Here is a 20,275-nt window from a genome sequence, read left to right as displayed (position 1 = left end):
CTCCATCAATTCTGGGGTTACTTGTGTCGCTTATTCTACAACCACTGGCTTATTTGCAGCCGGACATAAATCGGCAAGCTCGCAAGCAACGCAGACGGGAGAGCGGGCTTTACAAATAGCACGACCGTGATAAACCAGCCGAATTGACCAATTTTCCCAATCAGGCTGAGGCAATAAACCCATTAAATCTTGCTCAATCCGAATGGGGTCTGTATGTTCAGTTAAACCCAAGCGTTCGCACAGGCGCTTAACGTGAGTATCTACTGTCACGCCAGCATTAATGCCATAACCATGAGCTAGGACTACATTTGCTGTCTTGCGCGCCACACCTGGAAGCTTTAATAATTGCTCCATTTGGTTGGGGACAACAGAGTTAAACTCAGTGACAATCATCCGACAGGCGGCTTGAATGTTCTTGGCTTTATTGCGATAAAATCCGGTTGAACGCACCAAACTTTCTAATTCTACCAAATCAGCGATCGCTAAACTTTCTGCATCAGGAAACCGAGCAAATAAAGCTGGTGTTACTTTATTCACCCGCTCATCAGTACACTGAGCAGAGAGAATCGTTGCCACCAACAATTGTACTGGCGTTGAGTAGTTCAAAGAGCAAGTAGCATCTGGATAAAGACGCTTCAGCCGAGCTAAAATTTCTATCGCCCGTTGCTTTTTAGATAACGATTTGCAGGTAATGCTTACTGGAACAATTTTTGTACCCATTCCAATTGGCTAGTTAATTGGGTAGTTTCTTTGACGATCAGAAAAATTCCTAAGCCTAAGAGTAACACCAAACCAGTTTGCATTACACTTTCTTGAATGCGGGCGGGTACAGGCTTACCGCGTAAACCTTCAATTAGCAGGAAAGCGAGTTGTCCGCCATCCAAAGCTGGTAAAGGCAAAATATTGATAATAGCCAAGTTAATGCTGATAATTGCCGCAAAAGACAACAGATTTACAGTATTGTCCTCTGCTAATTTCGCACCAATTTTGACAATATTAACTGGCCCAGAAACTTGCCCAGCAGTTTGTTGAAAGTTAGTAATTAACTGACCAAAACCGCTTAGTGTACCAACAAATAATTGTTGAAATCTATTAGCAGCAAGACCAAAAATTTCAAAAGGACTATTAGGACGGCGATAAATTGCTGTAGCATTTGGACTGAGTGCCACACCAACTACGCCTTTGCCATCGGCTCCCAATTTCGGAGTTAATTTCAGGGTTTGTTGTTGGTTTTCACGTTGAATTTTCAGTTCGATTTGCTGATTGGGATGAGTTTGAATTTCTTTAGTCAGCAAAGGAGTTGATTTATCAGAAGCTAGGAGTTCCTGACCGTTAACAGCCAGAATAATATCTCCTTCCCGAATTCCTGCTTGGTAGGCAACAGATTCTTGATTAACAGGCTGTACAACGACACCAGCTTGATAGGTTAATTCCTTGGGAATGCCGACAATACCCAATTGCAGAGCCAACACCAAGTAGGCAAATATTAAATTGGCGATTACTCCAGCACTGATGACAATCGCCCGGTCTAAAACTGGACGGTTACGCAGCAGATTTGGGTCATTGGGTGGAACATCGCTATCGGGGTCATCATCGGGAAAGCCCACAAAACCGCCCAAAGGAAAGGCGCGGACAGCATATTCGGTTTGTGAACCTTGGTACTTCAAAAGAACCGGGCCAAAACCCAAAGAAAAACGGTTAACGAGAATGCCTTGAGAACGTGCTGCAACAAAATGCCCCAACTCGTGTACCAAGATCAAAACAGCCAAGACTGCGATCGCTGCTAAAACTGACATAGAGTAAATTGTGAAGATATTAAGCTATAGTTATCTCCATTCTAATTGGGCATTGGGCATTGGGCATTGGTCATTGGTCATTGGTCATTGGTCATTAGTTTTTAACAAAGGACAAAGGACAAATGACTAATGACAAATTATAAAACTTCACGTCCCAAGTAAGGTTGCAATACTTCTGGTATCCTCACCGTCCCATCAGGTTGTTGATAATTCTCCAAAATTGCTGCCATCGTCCTTCCCACCGCCAAACCCGAACCATTGAGGGTATGTACAAACTGAGTACCTTTCTTCCCCGTCTCTTTGAAACGAATATCAGCCCGTCGTGCCTGAAAATCTATAGTATTGGAACAGCTAGAAATTTCACGGTATTTTCCAGAAGAGGGCAACCAAACCTCTAAATCATAAGTTTTAGTAGAGGCAAATCCTAAATCCCCAGTACTTAAATTTACTACTCGGTAAGGCAATCGCAACGCCTGTAAAATTGCTTCTGCATTCCCTACCAATTTTTCCAGTTCATCAAAAGACGTACTGGGTTCGACAAATTTCACCATTTCCACCTTGTTAAATTGATGCAGGCGAATTAATCCCCGCATATCGCGCCCATAACTACCAGCTTCGCGGCGAAAACAGGGAGTAAAGGCACAGTGGTAAATAGGCAAATCTTCAGCAGCGAGAATTTCACCCCGATAGAGATTTGTAACTGGAACTTCAGCTGTCGGAATCAGCCATAAGTCATCATCAGCGCATTTAAAGCTTTCTTCCGCAAACTTGGGTAACTGACCGGTCGCCGTCAAAGACTCAGTATTAACTAACAGTGGCGGACTGACTTCCACATACCCAGCTTGAGTATGGAGAGACAGCATAAATTGAATTAATGCCCTTTCCAATCCTGCACCAGCGCCCATCAATGTCACAAAGCGACTTTGGGCAACTTTTACAGCTCGTTCAACATTGAGAATACCCAGCTTTTCACCAATTTCCCAATGAGGGAGAATATTCGGATTTTGAGGAATGTACTCATCACCCCAACGGCGTACTTCTACGTTATCTTCCTCATTTTTACCAAGGGGTGTAGAGTCACTTGGTAAATTCGGAAGTGCCAACACAAGTTGAGCAATTTCAGCTTTGAGGTCTTTTTCTTGGGGTTCGAGTTGACTCAATGTCGCTTTAAGAGAGTTACCTTCATCCCGCAAAGCTTGAATTTCTGGGTCTTGAGGATTGATCCCAGATTTAATCTTCTGGCCGACAATTTTACCAATTTCGTTGCTCCGAGCTTGGAGTTGACTGCGCGTCCCCTCAAGTTCCCGTTGTTGCCGATCTAACAGTAAAATCGGTTCGATGTCGTATTTACCACTACGACTATTCAATCGTTCTTGAACTAATTGGGGATTTTCCCGTATTTGCTTGATATCCAGCACAGATTTTTCTCAGTTTTTAGCCTATTATCTACCTGCCAACACATCAGCATATACTGATTTTGGCTTTGTGTGAGCAGAAAAGCAACCATTTAAATTTAGTATTATTCTGATTTTCTAGATTCCTGAGTGTTTGCAGGTGAGGCTAGCCAGTAGGCAAGTACGCCTGATAAACCACTCCAGTAAACTGCCTGGTTTTGGCTATTATCGCGTTCCAGAAAGATTAGGGAACTACATAATCCAATCATCAATGTGCTAAAAAGTACTTGTATACCAAACTTCCATATTTCTAGTTTTTCCATAGTGTCAGACCTTCAATAAAAATTAATTCACCTTGATAACGGTTCTAATATCACTCTTTAGATGGGTGCTAACGTAAGAAACTGGTATTATTCTTCACACAGTAATTTAATAATTTCGGAAAAGTACAATCAACATATTTGAATTATTGCCATACAACTTTTGAAAAAGAGGAGAAAAGAAGTCAAAAGAATTGCTGATTTTTGACTATTACCTTTTCTTCTGACTCCCTTTTCTACGGTCGGTTAATGCGATTGAGTAACCAAAGTGACGCCACCAGCCCTGCAAAGTGGGCTGAGACAGTGTTGGTGTTTGCCTGTACTACAAGCATATCTAGACCGCTAATAATCCGGGTAGGGTCAAAAAATTGGGTAGTTATCGCTTGCGGAGATATGGATCGTGCTACCAGTGTTCCAACGATCGCTTGCGCTCCCAAAAGAGTCACTAGCGTTCCTCCTAAATTCACCCACACACCTAAGCGTAATACTTGCACAGTCTCGCTTTTCCGAGGGCGGTTGCTGGGATTGGAGGATTCCAATTGCTTGCCAATTCTCGTGTAACGGTAAGCTAAATAAATCCCCCCACCTAAAACAACCAGTCCACAAATTGCTAAAAATACGCCAAAGCCAGTCCCAGGATTATTACTAGGACTGCCAGTTCTTTGATTAAAGATGGCGAACAGCAGCACAATTATGCTAGAAACAACGCCTAGTACTAGCTGAATCCAGAAGCTAATCCAACCTGTAAGGCGAAAAGTTTGGGCAATTGCCCTAAGAGTTGAGGAAGATGATGGGGCATCGGGAGTTTGTGACATAGCGATCGCTAATATGCTGGGTGCTTGATAAAGGAAGGCGAAGAGGAGAGGACGAAGGGAGTTTAGCGCCTTCTTTGATAAATTTACTATCACACTTGTCAAATAAGACAAGAAATTCTGCGATCGAGGAAATCAGAAATGGTTACTGTTTAAGTATGTCTACCGACGTAGCAGTTCGATCTCAGATATATCCCTTAGCTTAAGATTTTAGAATTTGCATTGGGAAAATCACTGTAAAACAAAGTGTTTATTAAGCTTTACAGACAAAATAGCATTTTACCTGTAAAATTTCTTCGATGGCATTTTATTGCTTAAGCAGCTCGGCATCAGTTAACACCAAGATACTGAGTCTCTCACTGTCTGTTCGCTCCTCACCACACCGTATCGAGCTTGAGTGGGGGTACATTGTTTTGTGCCCCTAAAACTCGCAAACTCGCCCCACAACTTCACAGGCGTGGGTAATTGTTTGATGTTTACGCAATAGATATCTAGTCTAAGTAGCTTTATATGTATTACTCGCGTAGTAGTAGCACTGTATACTAGCTACAAGGATTGTAGACTTTACCCTAAGGCATTTTTTTTAGCCATTCACTAACCATGAAACTTGAGGATATATATCAATTTTTTGAGAATCCTCCGCCAACTTACCTTTGTCAAGAACTAGCAGTTTGTTACATACTGTCTGTTTTATTACAAGGTGAATCCTACGGAACCGAGTTGATTGAGCAATTAGAAACTGAGTATCCCGTCTATCGGCTTTCAGATACCGTACTTTATAGTGCAATCAAATTTCTAGAAGACCAAAAGGCAATCACTGGATATTGGAAGAAACTCGAAGGACGGGGGCGCCCCAGGCGGATGTACCAAGTTTCTCCTGAATGGCAAGTTCAAGCTCAGGATTTAGCTTTTCAATGGCTTGACTACATCAACGGGAGGAAAAAGTAACGAATCATTGATAATGAATAAGTCTCCTCCAGTCAAACACTAACAATTAGTTATGGATACTGCTATTCTGCCATCTACCTTCCTGCTAACCTTGTTGTTATCGGTTGGGCTGTTTTTCTTTATTCGTGCCTCGACTAAAGACCGCACAGAAATAGCCCACCTAGTATCTGAGCAAGATGAAGCTGTTTTAATGTCTCAATTAAAAGAGTATTTTCGATCGCGGTCTTACCGAGTGGCAACGGTAGACCGAGAACAAAATCAGGTAATTTTTGAAGGTAATGTTCGTCCCAGCTGGTTCTTAGCCATATTTCTAACTTTCCTAGCAGCGACTGGCATTGTTTGTCTATCTCTGGTGACATCCCTGCTTTTTCCTAGCCTGAGTACCCTTGTTCTGGCGATGGTACTGCTGTCGCCTTTAAGTGGTCTATTTTATTGGAAAAAATCTGGAAGACTTGAGAAGGTATCGCTCAAAGTAGAAACAACTCAGAGCGAACAAACCTCCTCAAGTAAGATTGCTGTAGTTGCCCATCGAGATGAACTCAGCGAGTTGCAGAGGACTCTACAGCTCAAGCCTGGGAAATAATTGTTGATTGTTGCGACCATCTCTTAACTATGATATGCAGACTTCTGACCTAACCTACTATGCAGGCAATGGAAAGTAGTCAGGAGAAAATCAAGACTGCTGCTTTGTCAGTTTTCCCCACGACTTTGGTCGTGGGGAAAAAATTTAAATTCATTAACTTAAATTCATTGACAGAGCAAGCTTTAACCATCTACGGCATAAGAGCGCAACTTCACTCTTCTTTTTAGACGCGCTTGGCTCTATACCCACTCCCTTTTGCATCATCAAATTAGTATCAATCCATGCAATCTAGCATGGTTTGAAACAGCTTCACTTTCCAACTACCTGGACTAGATTTCCTGGCAAATCAGCTACAAACTAAAAAAAAATTAAATTTTGCATAAACTTAGCAATTTTGCCAGTTAATAATAGTCAGGAGCCACATTCAATGCCCAAGATGACCATCTATGGTTCAACGACTAGCTAAAGCAAGAGGTTCTTGACCTGGTGAAGGTTCCAACACCCTCAAACTAGGAAACAAGAAATGGTTTTCCTCTACGTATTGAGCACCAAACAGTCCCTTTTCTGCCCAGAAATAACGATCTGTAGTGTGTTCATTTCGCTTTACAAGTAGCAACGCTGGTGGCAAAATCCCTTCAGCTTGAATGAATCTTCTCGCTGCTGTTACTGGCTTTTCTTCGCCACTTTCGATGCTATATTGAGGCACGTGTTCCAAAATACGCCGTCCTTCCTGACGACGACGACTCTTCCTTTTGCGTCTCCTTGCCAATATACTGTCCTCCTCTTTCAAGCTATAGATTGTAGTGATAGCTACAAAATCCGTCGTCATTATATAGGTTCTAGTTCAGAATATCAATAGTTTTTAACCTTTTAATATAAGAAAGTTAATATCTTTGAAACATCAAGAAAATAAAATCACCTAAGAATATAATTCCTTAGTACAAACCATCTCTTTTGAAGATTTTAGTTAAGCTTGATGAAATGAGTGAGGTAAAAATTAAGTATCCTCTCTTACATCATGCCTCAAAATCTATAATCTTGAGCAAAAGCTAAAAAATGTTAATGTCTGCCAGTTCTGATTTTCTTGCTTTGTGTCGAGAGCAAATAGCGCTACTAACCCAAGGGCTAGGAGCAACTTTAAGTATTGTGTACTTAACACAAGAATTGGTAGATACTCCTTCTGGCGATGCCAAACTGATTCCTGTGGTGATTTACCCGGAAACAGCATTATTGCTGCCAGGAGAGGAAACTATTGAAGCGACGGCATACAAGCAACTTCAACTTGGAAAGGCGTTTATATTACCCAATCAACAGGGAAGGTTATTGACAGCAGGTTCAGAATCTCCAACTTCGTCACGGGAGTCTGAGATACCAGATACGTCTCAACCCGATCTCAAAGAGGAATACCTACTTAGTGGCAACCAAATTGTTTTACCTTTGATTTATGAGGGTGTGATGATGGGGTTATTAGTGACAGGTAGGAAAGATCGGGTATGGAATGAACACGAACAAAGTCAGATTCAACGGATAGCCCAAACATTAGCGATCGCTTGTATTTTAGATCAGCGGCGAGCATGGTTTGAGCAACAGTTGCGCGAGCAACAAATTCTCCAAGAAAAACAGCGAGATTTGCTGGATAATTTGTTGCATCAGTTTCGTAACCCATTAACGGCGTTACGGACTTTTGGCAAACTCCTATTGAAACGACTACGACCAACAGATGCTAACCGGGATGTGGCAAATAGTATTGTCAGAGAAAGCGATCGCCTCCAAGAATTGCTGCAACAATTCGATCAAGTAATTGATTTGACAGAGGCAGATTTAGCACCACTACATCTCCCTGAAGAAGTATTTGTAGAAGCAACTATCCAAAAAGATGCTAAACCTCCGTTATTATTACCAGGAACGGGAGATAAAGCAGTTGACTGCTCCCTAGCAGATATATTAGAACCATTATTAATATCAGCCAAAGCGATCGCCCAAGAGCGAAAGCTAAAACTAATAACTGAAATTCAAGAGAATTCATCCCTAGTACGTGCCAATGTCAAAGCATTACGAGAGGTGTTAACTAATATTATTGATAATGCTTTGAAATACACTCCCACTGGTGGCAAAATTTTGATTCAGGCGGGGCAAGAAAAAGCTAATTTTCAGGGAATAGTTATTAGTGATAACGGGCCCGGCATTCCACCCCAAGATTTAAAACATCTTGGAGAACGGCATTATCGCGGAGTACAAGCGCAAACAGAAATCCCAGGTACAGGTTTGGGGTTAGCGATCGCTAAACAATTAATAGAGCAAATGCAGGGTGAAATTGAGGTTTTCAGCCCTGCAATCAACTCTAAATTCACTTCACCCAATGCGCCAGGAACTACATTTATTATTTGGTTGCCGGAAGTTGAGAATTAGTTTTTAGCCTTGGACAATAATGTTTTCACTGAACCGCAGTTGTAGCGATCGCGTCGAGATGTGCGATCGTTTGCGGTGAAAGTTGCAGGTCTGCCGCTTTGGTGTTTTCGTGCAGATGACTAATGGATGACGTTCCGGGAATTAACAGGATGTTCGGCGATCTCTGAAGCAGCCATGCCAAGGCGACCTGCATCGGTGTAGCTCCAAGTGATGCTGCGACAGCATCGAGGGCTGACGATTGCAACGGATTGAACCCACCCAGCGGGAAGAACGGCACATAAGCAATTCCCTGCTTTGCGAGGTCGTCAATGAAAGCGTCATCTTCTCGGTGCGCTACGTTGTACTGATTCTGCACGCAGACGATTTCTGCGATCGTTTGCGCCTCTGCCAACTGCGTAGGTGTGACATTGCTCAAACCGAGGTGACGAATTAATCCCTGCTCCTTAAGTTCGGCTAAGGTCGTTAGCGGCTCTGCAAGAGAACCCTCCGATGGCCCATGAACGTCACCCATCAAGCGGAGATTGACAACATCGATCGCATCAAGTCCGAGGTTACGCAGGTTGTCGTGAATCGCTTCGGTTAGTTCCTGCGGCGACATCGCGGGAACCCACGATCCATCTTCAGGACGACGCGCTCCCACCTTAGTGACGATCGCTAAATCTTCCGGATAGGGATGCAGTGCTTGTCGGATAATTTGATTCGTGATGTGAGGCCCATAGAAGTCGCTGGTATCGATATGATTAATGCCAAGTGCGATCGCTTCGCGCAAAACAGCAACGGCTGCATCCACATCTCGCGGCGCACCCATTACATTCGGGCCCGCGAGTTGCATGGCACCATAACCTATGCGCTTCACTGTTATTGAAGTGTTCGGCAGCGTAAAATTCCCACCAAGGTTCGTTTGCTCAGACATATTGCTACTTTCTCCAAGAATTTTTTAGTGATTTAATGAAAGCAATTTTGTAGAGTCCATTTCTCATTGATCTCGCTGCGTGCGATCGCAGCCCTCTCCTGGCGATCGATAGATTCCTATCGCTTGTCATTGTTCGTTGCGGCTTGCGAATATTTGCTCATACTCACCGTTCCTTTCAGCAAATCGTAGTGCTTTGACACGATTAACAAGGATTTCGCCGTGGGGCGGGTTGGGAGTGCTGAGAATCTGCATCACTTCAGCAATAAAGTCAGCCAGTGGCATTGCGGCAGGATCGGTCGCCTGACTAGCCCCGCCAAGTTCCGTCTGTACATAGGGTGGGGCAAGTTCAAGAACCTCCACGGAGGTTTCTTGAAGCTGAACGCGAAGCGACTGCAACCAAGAGTGTAGAAAAGCCTTGCTCGCGCAATAAGTCGGATATGGACTGATGGGAACGAAAGCCAAGCCAGAGGTAGTGGTGATGATTGTTGAATGCGGTTGCTGTTTGAGAGTCGGGAGGAGTGCCGCCGTGAGGTGAAGTACACCGACAATATTAGTCTGAATCATAGACTGGATCGCAAAGAAATCGATCGGATCTGAGGTGAGGTCTTCCGTCTTAGCAATTCCGGCATTGTTGATTAGAACATTGAGTTTAGGGAACTGCTCTCGAATGCGGGACGCAAAGGCTTCGATGTCCGCCGGATCTTGAACGTCAAGTTGAATCCCGTGCATACCGGAGTGAGCGGCGGTGATTTCGTCGAGAAGATGTTGACGGCGACCTGCGACGATCACTTGATTACCGCGTTGATAGAAAGCCTCGGCAAGCCCACGACCGATGCCGCTTGTGCCGCCAGTGATGAGGATGGTGTTGTCCGTGAGATTCATAGGTATTTTTCCTGCAAAGATGTCAAAATTTGTTGAGAGTAAAGTTGTTGTCAAAACTGAAAATTCAATCAGCGCTTATTCGCCGCTCACGCGCAACACGATTTTACCCAGATAGTGCTGTTTCATCGCATCCTGCGCCTGTGCCGCCTCTGACAGCGCAAATGTCTGCGCGATGTGAACTTGAAACTCACCGATACCGATCAATCGGTTAAGTTCGTCTAACAACATCGGGTCGGCGAAGCCATTTGCCTTCTTGAGTTCCACACCGTCGGGCGCTTTGGGTTCGGGCATCACGCCGTTAGGAAAGGAGACGATCCCACCCTGGCGCACCAAACTCAGCGTAGATTGAACTGTATCGCCGCCCACCAGCACCAGCGCTGCATCGAAACCATCGGGGGCAAAAGCGCGGGCGCGTTGGGCAACGTCGTCGGCGCGTCCATCTACCGCTTCGTCGGCACCCAATTGCTTACACAGTTCTACGCCGTCTGCACCAGATGCGATCGCGAAAACGTGTGCCCCCATACGTTTAGCCAGTTGCAGCGCCACGTGACCGACACCGCCGCTCGCGCCCCACAGCATTAATTTGGTTTCGCTGCCTATCCCCAGTGCCAGCAAATTGTTTAGCGCTGTGATACCAGCAATGGGTAGCCCGCCTGCCATCAGCATATCGAGACCATCGGGTATCGACGCGACCGTTTTTTCAGATACAACGACGTATTGGGCATAGCTACCGCCCTTGTCATTCATGAAGCTCTGGGCGTAAACGCGATCGCCAACAGCAAAACGCTCAACGCCGTCGCCAATGGCAACAATCGTGCCTGCACATTCGCCACCCAGCACGCGCGGAAAGTGGACTTCGTTATACACCAGATCGCCTTCACGCTCCATTGCGTCCCAGATGCCAACTCCGGCAATCTCGATGCGAATCAAAACTTCGCCTGCATTTACCATAGGCACGGGTAAGGTGTGCAAAGTCAGCTTGTCAGCATGACCGAACTCGTCCACAGCCATTGCTTTCATTTGTTGCGGAGTATTTTGCATAAATAGGTTCTCCTGCTTATTGCTTCAGTTGTTATTGAAGAGTTCAAAGGCGTAAAACTTTTCAAAGTTTGTTTGGACGGATTGCCATTTCCTCCAAGAAGTTTTTAATTTCAGGAAACAAATGCGGCATCGTTGTTCGGACTCTTTAAGGTCTTGCTTGAGATGCTTTCATCCTACGAATTCGATTCAGAGTTTCCAATGCCTAAAACTCTTCGATCCTTGCCTAATTCTCCAGCATGGATTGCTTGAAGACATTCTATAATCGTGTAGGGCATTGAATGAGTCGAGGCTTTACCATGACTTTCGTTATCCCCAATTCTGAGGTAGTTGCAGATCGATGCGAAGCGCTGGCGGCATTAGTGGAGCGGCACACCGAACCCAATAACAACCTTGTCTATCCAACTGCGATCGCACCATTGAGCTTTTCGCGATCGAATGCGTCATCTGCCATCATCTACCAGGATTATGAACCGCGTCTGGCCATTCTCGTTCAAGGCAAGAAAAACATAGTGCTGGGAGAGGAAACGTATCCCTATGAGATCGGGCAATGTCTTGTTGTCTCAGTCGATCTCCCCATCGGTGGGTGTATCGTTGAGGCGACAAGCGATCGGCCGTATTTGGGATTAAAGCTGACCCTAGACCCAATGCAACTTTGTGAAATGGCTGCTCAAATGAATTTTAGTTCAGCGAAGAAAGAGAACTCCGTCCGAGGCTTATTTGTGAGCAACGCCGATCCCACGTTGCTTGACTGTGCCCTTCGCCTCACTAAGCTCTTAGATACGCCACAGGATATTCCTATGCTGGCACCGATGATGATTCGGGAACTCTACTACCGTCTGCTGATGGGGGAACAAAGTGAAGCCGTGCGTCAAATTGCTACATCTGGCAGCAGTATGCAGCGAATTGCTGAAGCGATTAAACGGATTAAGTCTAAGTTTACTCAGCCGATGCGAGTCGAGGACTTAGCAAAGCAGGTAAGAATGTCTACTTCGTCGTTTCATCAGCACTTCAAGCAAGTGACCTCAATGAGTCCACTTCAATATCAAAAGCAGTTAAGACTGTTGGAAGCTCGTCGCCTGATGCTGACGGAAGATTGTGATGCAACCTCTGCTGCTTATCAGGTCGGGTACGAAAGTCCCTCACAGTTCAGCCGGGAATATTCCCGCCTATTCGGTGCGCCACCGATGCGAGACATCGAACGGTTACGAACGGCTTGACCGAATAATTACTAATTCGTAATTCGTAATTCGTAATTCGTAATTAATGGTACAAGCTTACGCTAATAAAAAACGGCGTAAAAAATTTGCTTAACTTAAATTTAGTTTCAGCAATTTTCTAAAAGATTTTAGTTTGATAAAAAACTAGCGTAAATACTAAATATATTAGTATTTACGCTATTCTTACAATTCGGCTTTAGATGTATTAATGACTATCTTAATGAAACCAATAAGTTTTGATTGATAGTCATTTGTAAATCGGTATTTGGGTCAATGGCGATTAAGTCAACACTATTCTTGCCGAAGAACAGACCAACCAACGCACCGATACCAGCACCACCCAAGACTTCTTCTGTGGCAATGGCGCGATCGCCTGTGACAGCAGATACCGCAGTTGCCGCACCTGCGCCCAATACAGTATTCTTGATAATTGAACCAACACTAGTACCCTTCTTGACGGTTTCAGTTTTGGTAATCACTTCAGAACTAGCGTTAAGTTGATACTCTTGACCATTGGTCAAAACTAGTTTCTCGGCAACGAATTGAGAACCGCCTGTAGCAGGTTTGAGTTGACCAACAACTTGACTACCAGCAGGAATCACTACAGCTCCGTCTTGCGTCACCACATTTTGAGATACTGTCAATGTCAAGGGCGATGTTTCATCCTTTGTAACGAGAATTTTTTCTGCCTTGTCATACTTCACAGGAATAGTAGTCCCTTGGGCAATTGTCACTGATGTAGGTGTTGGGGTAGTAGATCCGACAGCCACAACATAAGGTGAGTTAATTGCTGAGGCTTGATTAGAACTAACCAATGCTTGATAGATAAAAGCTGCTACCTGGGCGCGAGTAGCGGTTGCAGTTGGATTCAGGAAGTTCACATTCGGATAGTTCACCACAATTTTCCTTTCAGTTGCTGCGGCGATCGGGCTACGGGCATAGCTAGCGATGTTAGAGGCATCGTTGAAGTATTGCAGAGTGCTTTCGGTATTACCGCTAGGAGTATATTCCAAACCGTTAGCAAGGGAAACTAAAACCTGTTCGCGGGGAATAGCTTGATTAGGTTCAAAGCGATTACCGGGATAACCAGATAAGAAACCAATGGTATAAGCTTGTTCAATTGCGCTAGATGCCCAATAGTTGCTAGGTACATCAGCAAAATTGATTGCTGGCCGTTGCTGTGCTTTTTGGAAAGCTTTGTTAACCATCGCGGCAAATTGAGCGCGTGTCACCGGTTCTTCAGGGCGGAAACTACCATCAGGAAATCCGGCAATTACACCTCGCTGTGACAATTGTTGAATAAATTGTGCTGCCCAATAATTAGATGAAACATCAGAAAAAGTCGTTTGAGCTAAAGATGGTGAAGCTGTAATGAAAGGCGCTACAGTACCGACTGTGACGCTCAAAGCCATGAGTGCAGCTGTTCTAGATTGCCAACGATTTAAGTTAAACATTATTTTTTTGCTCCAGTTTTATTATTTTTTTTACTGTTAATTAGTTAGACATTTACTAAAGTACAAGGTTCCTAATTTTTCTGCTTTTTGTCAAAACCATTACTTTAGTCATGCAGTCATCATTAAATTCATTAAGACATCTATGCCAAACGAACTAGCTAATAGAAGTAATATCATCACACTATTCTCTATTAGCAGATTTCCAAAAATATAGATACGGAGTGAGACGATCTAGAGAAAGAATAGTTGCTGTTGAGTAGAAAATTTTATGGTTAAAAGTAAAGGCGATCGCACACTCTAGTTAAAGTAGCGATCGCCTATTAAATAACTATCTAAATCAACAGATTCTAATTGTGACTGATACAGGTGTTGAAGTAGTAGACCCGACAATTATTGTATAGGGCGAGTTAATTGCTAAGTCTTAACACAACATAAGGCGAGTTAATTGCTGAGGCTTGATTAGAACTAACCAATGCTTGGTAGATAAAAGCTGCTACCTGGGCGCGAGTAGCTGTTGCAGTTGGATTTAGTAACTTTACATTTGGATAGTTCACCACAATTTGCTTTTGGGCTGCTGCTGCGATCGGGCTACGGGCATAGCTAGTGATGTTAGAGGCATCGTTGAAGTATTTCAAAGTGCTTTCGGTATTGCCACTAGGACTATATTTCAAACCATTAGCGAGGGAAACTAAAACCTGTTCGCGGGGAATAGCTTGATTAGGTTCAAAGCGATTTCCAGGATAACCAGATAAGAAACCAATAGTATAAGCTTGCCCAATCGCACTGGATGCCCAATAGTTGCTAGGCACATCAGTAAAATTGATTGCCTGCCGTTGCTGGGCTTTTGGGAAAGCTTTGTCGATCATCGCGGCAAATTGAGCGCGTGTCACTGGTTCTTCTGGGCGGAAACTACCATCGGGAAATCCGGCAATTACACCTTGCCCAGACAATTGTTGAATAAATTGTGCCGCCCAATAGTTAGATGAAACATCAGAAAAAGCAGTTTGAGTTGAAGATAGCGAGGAGCATCCCACTACGATCTGTTTGCCTTGCAAAGGATAATTCACTGGATCGCAAACAAAACCTGCTGAATTAGCCTGTATAACAGTCCGCGTTGGCGGATTTTGTTTCTCTAGTGATTTCCAATCGTCAGAGATTTTTTCGAGAGTGGGATGCTTACTTAAAAACTCTGAGTCTGCAACAATATCGTGAGGCCCCTTAGCAGTTATCTTAGAGCTATTGAGATAGATATTATAATCATAAACAACGTTTTTGTTTTTAGTGTTGTTATTAATATTTTTGTCAGGAAAAGCATAGAGAATGTTCCTGAGAATTCTGACATCGGATGAGGTATGAGCAAATATTTGCCCCCCATTAATTTCTGGACTCTGATTATTTAAAAAAGCTGTGTTATTTACAATATCAACATGGTCGCTAAAAAATGCATGAATCCCTGAGCCACCATTGTTAAATGCAAGATTGTTTTTAACTAAAGTACGTCCTTTATATACACCCAATTTTGAGTTGTCTTGATTTCTTGTACTATCGATAATAATGCCATTACCGTCTGTAATCTTTCCAACTGCAATCCAAGGGATGTACATACGATTGTTGTAGGTCTTGTTGTTGGTAACAAACATCTTGTATCCCTGGTTGTTATCAGAATTCCAATTATTCAACATTGAAATGCCACTGCAACCATAAACGCTGTACCAGGCATTATTAAATACCACATTATTATCTATTGTCACATAGTCTGCTTGAATTGCTGAAATACCTGCTCCTCCACAATCATGCACTTTGTTGTTCAAAATACGGATGTGATGAACATGACCATTGGTTCGACCATCAATGTTGATACAGTTTCCATTCGTCAGTGGGTTTTGTTTGTTAGTCTTCTGACTCATCGCGTAATCAAGGGTTATATTGGCATTGTTTCCCATAACCTCTAGCCCGTTGACCTCGATATATGAAGCTTTATTTGAAATCGTGATCCCATTCCATGTATTGTGCTGAATTTTTGGGAAATGCCCAGGATATGCTTTATACCTAATCCATGCATTTGCAGTTCCAGAACGTATAATATTTACTACACTCCCAGCTTTGCCTGTATTTGTGTATACTCCGTTCATAATCAATACTGTATCGCCAGGGTTCGTAAGGTCTGCTGCCTTTTGAATTGTTTTAAAGGCAGATGAAGTAGAAAGTCCGCTATTATTGTCGTTTCCACTACCACTAACATAGTATGTTTTCGGTGTTGAATTAGCGCTGATTAGCTCACCGCTAGATAGACTCACTTCCTTGTTAGTGGATACCTGACTGGCGTTTTCAACTGAAGATACTTTTATATTGTCTCCCGGAACCAAAAGACTTAATACTACAGGAATTGCAAGATATGTGCTTAAATTCAAACCTTGAATTACCACAAGAAAAAGCTCCTCGATCGCTACTACTTAATAAAAGTATCAGGATATTCCATAATTTTGAATACTCTTTTAGATACAGAAGACAATAGAGCTAATTTTTAAACAAGTATTACAATAAATATCGATATCGATCGAGACGATACAGAGGTGAAATAGTTGCTGTTCAAGAGAATTTTTTAAGGTTAAAAATAAAGGCGATCGCACACTCTAGTTAAAGTGGCGATCGCATATCAGGGAGGATTAAATTCACAACTTGAATGAAGTTAAATCTAGTAGCGAGATTGTGGTACTAAATTCAAGTTAGAATTCAATGTAAGCCTTAAATCCTGTTCAGGTCTAAGGACAAAGGCATTTCCTTCTTTTTTCCGCAACAGCACACTCGCACCTGCACCCGCAGCCGCACCAATAACAGGTTTTAAATCGTCAATTTTGCGATTACCAGTAATTAATGAACCTAAAAGACCAGCACCTCCACCAATAGCTGCGTCAGTTAAAACCTGAGTAGTGTTGGGCTTCTGTGATACTCTTTGAGTTGTGGTGTATGTCCGAGAAGTTGCATTAATCGACTGACGTTGACCGTTAGAAAATTCTAATTCTTGAGCGACAAACCGCACGCCTTTTCCTTGGTTATCATCATTTCTTGTATCTCTAGAATAACTATCTAAGTCAACAGATTCTAGCCGTCCATTTACTTTAGTACCAGCAGGAATTAAGACATTTCTATTTCTGTCGATAATGTCGTTGGCTATTCTCAAGGTTAGAGATTTACTTTCTCCTGGAGCAATAGTAATTGTCTCTTTTTCGTAGGTTACAGGAAGGTTAACTCCAGAAGGAATGGTCACATTTCCGTATTGCCCATTTCTGTTTTGCCCAATGTTGTATTGAGCATTAGCAGGAGCCAAGCTCAATAGGGGGCTAATGACGGTTGCAGTAACGGCCATTGCCATAAGTGCAGCAGTTCCAGATTTCCATTGATGTAGGCGAGTCATAAGAGGGTTGTCCTTTGTGTATGTGATGTATTTAATGACGAGGATTCACTGAGTTTGTTTCTGACTGTTTTTGAACCTGTCTGTAGGCGTATACAAGTACTTATTATGATGGGAAGTTTTTGCGATCGCACAGACGTAAACCGTCATAGACATCGCTTGTCAGAATTTGTATTCTGCTAATGTGCGTTACTAAAATCCAAGGTTAAGGTTTACACGACGTAAATGAGTATCATTTTGTTCCAAAATGCTGTTTTATTACTCATGTCCACATATCTAAGCCATTGAATAGAGGCGAATGGGTTGACTGTGAACTCTTGCTTCCATTCTAGATTTATTTGCGAATATTTGTGAAATATTTTCGCTTTTTTAACGAATAATTCACTATTTATTATATGGGTATGTATGATTGCTGTTGGCGCTGTTTAATCTCTGCGATCGGTAATAGCAAAGTATCTTCTATTTCCTGTCGCACTTCACGGCTGACATAACAATCGCTATTTAAGCATTCTACTAGTAACGTATTGGAATCATAATACTGCCTTAGTAATTCTTTCTGGTATTGGCTGAACTGCCAATCATGGCCAATATTACGATACTTAATCATCACCGCTCTCAATTGCTTAATCCAAGACTTCCCCTTGATTTTCCACCATTGCTTAAATATTTCTATGCCACCATCTACATAAGGTAGTTGAGCTTTCAGTTGTTGGAGTGCTTGTTGCATTTTAGGCTCAAGCGTAAGGACAAACAATATACGTGCTAGATCAATGGCAAGGGTAAGGAAAAGATTAAACTCATACTCATCAGCAAAGGTAAGGGTAAACTGCTCGTCAACATCACACGCAAGGGTAAGAGCTAGTTCATGATTAACTTCAAAGTCAAGTTCAAGGGTACGAGAAAGGATACGGAAACTATCAAGCTCACAGTCATATTCAAAGTAAAAAGCACGAATAGCTGCTGGCTTGCATTGAAGTTGAACTGAAAGGGATCTTTGATTCACCCATTGCAAAAACTGTTGCAACTTATCATCGTCAACTACAATCGCATCAATGTTCTTTTTCATCAACTTCAACAAAATATCTGCACTTGGCGACATCCCAACCCCTAACAAAAATACTTCCTGCCAAGGTTTTTCCATTACGTGGTTGACTAGATTTTGCAATGCCTCCTCTGATGATTGTTGGACAATCACAATTTCTCGAGCAGTAAAATATTCATGAAATGTTAAATGGGAAAATGAGTAAATCCCTTTTGCCCGTTCTACTAATAGTCCATGTTGGGCTTCAATTGAACGCAGAACTACCTCACTTTCTAGTTGCAATATTTCTGGGTCATTATTGGCATCTGGTAAATTGCGTATGTATTCTGTGATGTATTGCTCTGCTGCTTTCTGCTTGAAGAAATAATCACTCCGCTCAAACGTAGTTAGAGCAATTTTACTAAGTAAGTCTTCTTTCCGTTGAACCGATAGCTTTTTGTAAATTTGGTAACGTTGAATTCCGCGTTTAGCATCCCACTTTTTCAGTAGTGCATCTAATCCTTCTTTGTATAACTCAGAACGATTTGCTGGAAAATCCCCTGACTCTTCAAATGCTAAACATAGGAGCGTCAATAGCAATGGACTTGCAGCAAGTTGTTTAATGCGGTTATTCTCTTCGAGACGTTTAATAAAAATTTCTGGCTTGACAAGTTTATCCTTAAACCAGTTAGTTGCAAACGTAGCAATTTGTTCATCGTCAAAATCAGCAACTTCTACCTCCGTGAACTTCTCAAAGGTATATTCCTGTGCTGCAATTCGGCAGCTTATGACAAAGTGATTGTTTTGGAAATCGTCAGAAAATTCTTTAATCTCTTTGAAGACGTGGCTATTATCTTCTTCTCTAACTTCATCCAAGCCATCAAGTAAAACTAATGCCTTACCGTGTTTTAACAGCTCATTTTTTAGAGACACAGTTTGTCTTGCCCCGACTCCCCTCCAATTGGAGAATTGCTGACTGATGTATTCCAGTAAACTTGGTTTATTAGCAGCTTCAGCAAAATCTTTAAGGGTGACAAAAATTGGTACGCGTTCAGCCTGAAACTTACCTCCAATACACTGAATCGCTAAATACTTCAAAAACGTAGTTTTTCCTGCCCCTGGCTTACCCAAAATCATCAACTTAGGATATTTTTCTACTGCCTCTAGTCCTGGCACTCGTTTTTGAGTAATTTTGCCCAGTTCAAAGCGGTCAAAATCTTCGCTACTATACTGTTGCAATAATTCATCAATTCCTAACCGTTGTCGCCCAATAATTTTTTCCAGGATGTTAACGCTAGTGTAAATATCATTCAAGCCGATGGGTTGAGTCATATCTAACACCCGCATTGTGCCACAACGTTCTTGAATACTGGGTTTTATCTTTTTGCGTACCTCTTGCACGATCGCATCAATATCAATGCTGTTATCTTGATTTACCTCTGGTTCACTGGCTGGTTCAGCAACTATTTCTTCCCACTCTAGGTCTAGCCTGTCACAAATCTGGACAAAGAGATTGCGGTCAACAGGTTTACCTGTAAAGAACTTTCCGATCGGCTGGCGAGTTACTTCTAACTCTTGAGCTAATGCTTTTTGAGTTAAAGAATAACGAATTAAAGCTTTTTTTGCTTTTTGGATACCTTCTGGAGAACAGGAAAGCGATCGCCCCGACATAACCTAACCACTACACGTTTGCTGATTCTAACTGCCAAATTGGCTATTCATACTCATCGCATACACAAGTCATTCATATAACAAGCCTGTATTTAAGCCTACAACAACCACTCGACTGTAAAGCTAGGAATATAGTGATTCAAACGATTTGGGGTGCTTCAATGTTATCCAAGAAATTTTCTTTCAGGGATGAAGTGTTAGCTAGTGTAATGCTGATTACGGTGATTGGTTCTCTCACACTTGCAGTTATTGACGAGAAGAGTCGCTCTCAATTTCTAGATTTAACCAAATTTACTATCGGTACATACATTGAATTGTTGATACCTCGGTTAAGGTCAAACGATCGCGATCGCAATTAGCCTATGACAAATTCTCTCTTGGCGACTATCGCAATCCTAAATA

General features: G+C 42.6%; 17 protein-coding genes and 1 pseudogene. 5 read left to right on the top strand and 13 right to left on the bottom strand.

Annotated elements, in window-relative coordinates:
- Positions 1-30 precede the first annotated feature (30 nt).
- The 5 genes from nth to RM049_RS13190 all read right to left on the bottom strand — a co-directional run bounded on the left by nth (position 31) and on the right by RM049_RS13190 (position 4,325).
- The gene (gene nth / locus RM049_RS13210) at positions 31-720 is read right to left on the bottom strand and encodes an endonuclease III (protein ID WP_322704472.1); all 690 of its coding nucleotides are present in this window, start codon (positions 718-720) and stop codon (positions 31-33) included.
- A complete protein-coding gene (rseP, locus tag RM049_RS13205) occupies positions 696-1,796 on the bottom strand; it encodes an RIP metalloprotease RseP (RefSeq protein WP_322670968.1) in 1,101 nt (366 codons plus the stop codon). Before rseP ends, nth begins: the two co-directional genes overlap by 25 nt.
- A gap of 137 nt (positions 1,797-1,933) precedes the next feature.
- Positions 1,934-3,214, bottom strand: coding sequence for a serine--tRNA ligase (gene serS, locus RM049_RS13200; RefSeq protein ID WP_322704471.1), 1,281 nt, complete (start codon positions 3,212-3,214; stop codon positions 1,934-1,936).
- A gap of 101 nt (positions 3,215-3,315) precedes the next feature.
- A complete protein-coding gene (locus RM049_RS13195; protein WP_322699652.1) occupies positions 3,316-3,513 on the bottom strand; it encodes a hypothetical protein in 198 nt (65 codons plus the stop codon).
- 233 nt (positions 3,514-3,746) lie between these two features.
- Positions 3,747-4,325, bottom strand: a complete 579-nt coding sequence (locus RM049_RS13190; protein ID WP_292730500.1) for a DUF3611 family protein — start codon at positions 4,323-4,325, stop codon at positions 3,747-3,749.
- Positions 4,326-4,922: 597 nt separating this feature from the next.
- Between RM049_RS13190 and RM049_RS13185 the strand changes: the two genes are divergently transcribed.
- Positions 4,923-5,270, top strand: coding sequence for a PadR family transcriptional regulator (locus tag RM049_RS13185; RefSeq protein WP_289798053.1), 348 nt, complete (start codon positions 4,923-4,925; stop codon positions 5,268-5,270).
- Positions 5,271-5,322: 52 nt separating this feature from the next.
- Positions 5,323-5,853 (top strand): cofactor assembly of complex C subunit B, encoded by a 531-nt coding sequence (locus tag RM049_RS13180; RefSeq protein ID WP_322683019.1) that lies wholly within the window; start codon positions 5,323-5,325, stop codon positions 5,851-5,853.
- A 451-nt stretch (positions 5,854-6,304) separates the two neighbouring features.
- Here RM049_RS13180 and RM049_RS13175 read toward each other — a convergent pair whose 3' ends face one another.
- Positions 6,305-6,622 (bottom strand): DUF3155 domain-containing protein, encoded by a 318-nt coding sequence (locus RM049_RS13175; protein WP_041566316.1) that lies wholly within the window; start codon positions 6,620-6,622, stop codon positions 6,305-6,307.
- Between the two features lie 287 nt (positions 6,623-6,909).
- On the opposite strand from RM049_RS13175, the gene RM049_RS13170 reads away from it, so the two are divergent.
- Complete coding sequence (locus RM049_RS13170) at positions 6,910-8,262, top strand: ATP-binding protein (RefSeq protein ID WP_322704470.1); 1,353 nt, start codon at positions 6,910-6,912, stop codon at positions 8,260-8,262.
- Between the two features lie 25 nt (positions 8,263-8,287).
- Here the strand turns inward: RM049_RS13170 and RM049_RS13165 are convergent, their stop codons facing one another.
- From RM049_RS13165 to RM049_RS13155, 3 genes are all read right to left on the bottom strand, one after another.
- Positions 8,288-9,175 (bottom strand): aldo/keto reductase family oxidoreductase, encoded by an 888-nt coding sequence (locus RM049_RS13165; protein WP_322680872.1) that lies wholly within the window; start codon positions 9,173-9,175, stop codon positions 8,288-8,290.
- 126 nt (positions 9,176-9,301) lie between these two features.
- A complete protein-coding gene (locus RM049_RS13160) occupies positions 9,302-10,111 on the bottom strand; it encodes an SDR family oxidoreductase (protein WP_322704469.1) in 810 nt (269 codons plus the stop codon).
- A 21-nt stretch (positions 10,112-10,132) separates the two neighbouring features.
- Positions 10,133-11,098, bottom strand: a complete 966-nt coding sequence (locus RM049_RS13155; RefSeq protein WP_322704468.1) for an NADP-dependent oxidoreductase — start codon at positions 11,096-11,098, stop codon at positions 10,133-10,135.
- A 296-nt stretch (positions 11,099-11,394) separates the two neighbouring features.
- Between RM049_RS13155 and RM049_RS13150 the strand changes: the two genes are divergently transcribed.
- Positions 11,395-12,315, top strand: coding sequence for an AraC family transcriptional regulator (locus tag RM049_RS13150; protein WP_322704467.1), 921 nt, complete (start codon positions 11,395-11,397; stop codon positions 12,313-12,315).
- Between the two features lie 212 nt (positions 12,316-12,527).
- On the opposite strand, the gene RM049_RS13145 is transcribed toward RM049_RS13150, so the two are convergent.
- The 4 genes and pseudogenes from RM049_RS13145 to RM049_RS13130 form a co-directional block, all read right to left on the bottom strand.
- Positions 12,528-13,769, bottom strand: coding sequence for an S-layer homology domain-containing protein (locus RM049_RS13145; protein WP_322670960.1), 1,242 nt, complete (start codon positions 13,767-13,769; stop codon positions 12,528-12,530).
- A 425-nt stretch (positions 13,770-14,194) separates the two neighbouring features.
- Positions 14,195-14,824: pseudogene (locus tag RM049_RS13140) on the bottom strand (S-layer homology domain-containing protein); the annotation flags it as partial.
- Positions 14,825-16,464: 1,640 nt separating this feature from the next.
- Positions 16,465-17,184, bottom strand: a complete 720-nt coding sequence (locus RM049_RS13135; RefSeq protein ID WP_322704466.1) for a conjugal transfer protein TrbI — start codon at positions 17,182-17,184, stop codon at positions 16,465-16,467.
- A 388-nt stretch (positions 17,185-17,572) separates the two neighbouring features.
- A complete protein-coding gene (locus RM049_RS13130) occupies positions 17,573-19,873 on the bottom strand; it encodes an NACHT domain-containing NTPase (RefSeq protein ID WP_322704465.1) in 2,301 nt (766 codons plus the stop codon).
- Positions 19,874-20,007: 134 nt separating this feature from the next.
- Here RM049_RS13130 and RM049_RS13125 point away from each other — a divergent pair, with 134 nt between their 5' ends.
- Positions 20,008-20,232 carry a hypothetical protein gene (locus RM049_RS13125; protein ID WP_322704464.1) on the top strand — a complete coding sequence of 75 codons (225 nt, stop codon included), beginning with the start codon at positions 20,008-20,010 and terminating at the stop codon, positions 20,230-20,232.
- Positions 20,233-20,275: the final 43 nt, after the last annotated feature.

Source organism: Nostoc sp. DedQUE04 (genome assembly GCF_034530995.1).
In the GTDB taxonomy this organism is placed as follows: Bacteria; Cyanobacteriota; Cyanobacteriia; order Cyanobacteriales; family Nostocaceae; genus Nostoc.
Note: the sequence above shows the minus strand (reverse complement) of the source record. Positions and strands in the feature narration are given on the sequence as shown.

Coding starts and splice junctions, on each gene's coding strand:
- nth (WP_322704472.1), bottom strand. CDS start 720: ATGGGTACAAAAATTGTTCCAGTAAGCATTACCTGCAAATCGTTATCT.
- rseP (WP_322670968.1), bottom strand. CDS start 1,796: ATGTCAGTTTTAGCAGCGATCGCAGTCTTGGCTGTTTTGATCTTGGTA.
- RM049_RS13195 (WP_322699652.1), bottom strand. CDS start 3,513: ATGGAAAAACTAGAAATATGGAAGTTTGGTATACAAGTACTTTTTAGC.
- RM049_RS13190 (WP_292730500.1), bottom strand. CDS start 4,325: ATGTCACAAACTCCCGATGCCCCATCATCTTCCTCAACTCTTAGGGCA.
- RM049_RS13185 (WP_289798053.1), top strand. CDS start 4,923: ATGAAACTTGAGGATATATATCAATTTTTTGAGAATCCTCCGCCAACT.
- RM049_RS13180 (WP_322683019.1), top strand. CDS start 5,323: ATGGATACTGCTATTCTGCCATCTACCTTCCTGCTAACCTTGTTGTTA.
- RM049_RS13170 (WP_322704470.1), top strand. CDS start 6,910: ATGTTAATGTCTGCCAGTTCTGATTTTCTTGCTTTGTGTCGAGAGCAA.
- RM049_RS13165 (WP_322680872.1), bottom strand. CDS start 9,175: ATGTCTGAGCAAACGAACCTTGGTGGGAATTTTACGCTGCCGAACACT.
- RM049_RS13155 (WP_322704468.1), bottom strand. CDS start 11,098: ATGCAAAATACTCCGCAACAAATGAAAGCAATGGCTGTGGACGAGTTC.
- RM049_RS13150 (WP_322704467.1), top strand. CDS start 11,395: ATGACTTTCGTTATCCCCAATTCTGAGGTAGTTGCAGATCGATGCGAA.
- RM049_RS13145 (WP_322670960.1), bottom strand. CDS start 13,769: ATGTTTAACTTAAATCGTTGGCAATCTAGAACAGCTGCACTCATGGCT.
- RM049_RS13135 (WP_322704466.1), bottom strand. CDS start 17,184: ATGACTCGCCTACATCAATGGAAATCTGGAACTGCTGCACTTATGGCA.
- RM049_RS13130 (WP_322704465.1), bottom strand. CDS start 19,873: ATGTCGGGGCGATCGCTTTCCTGTTCTCCAGAAGGTATCCAAAAAGCA.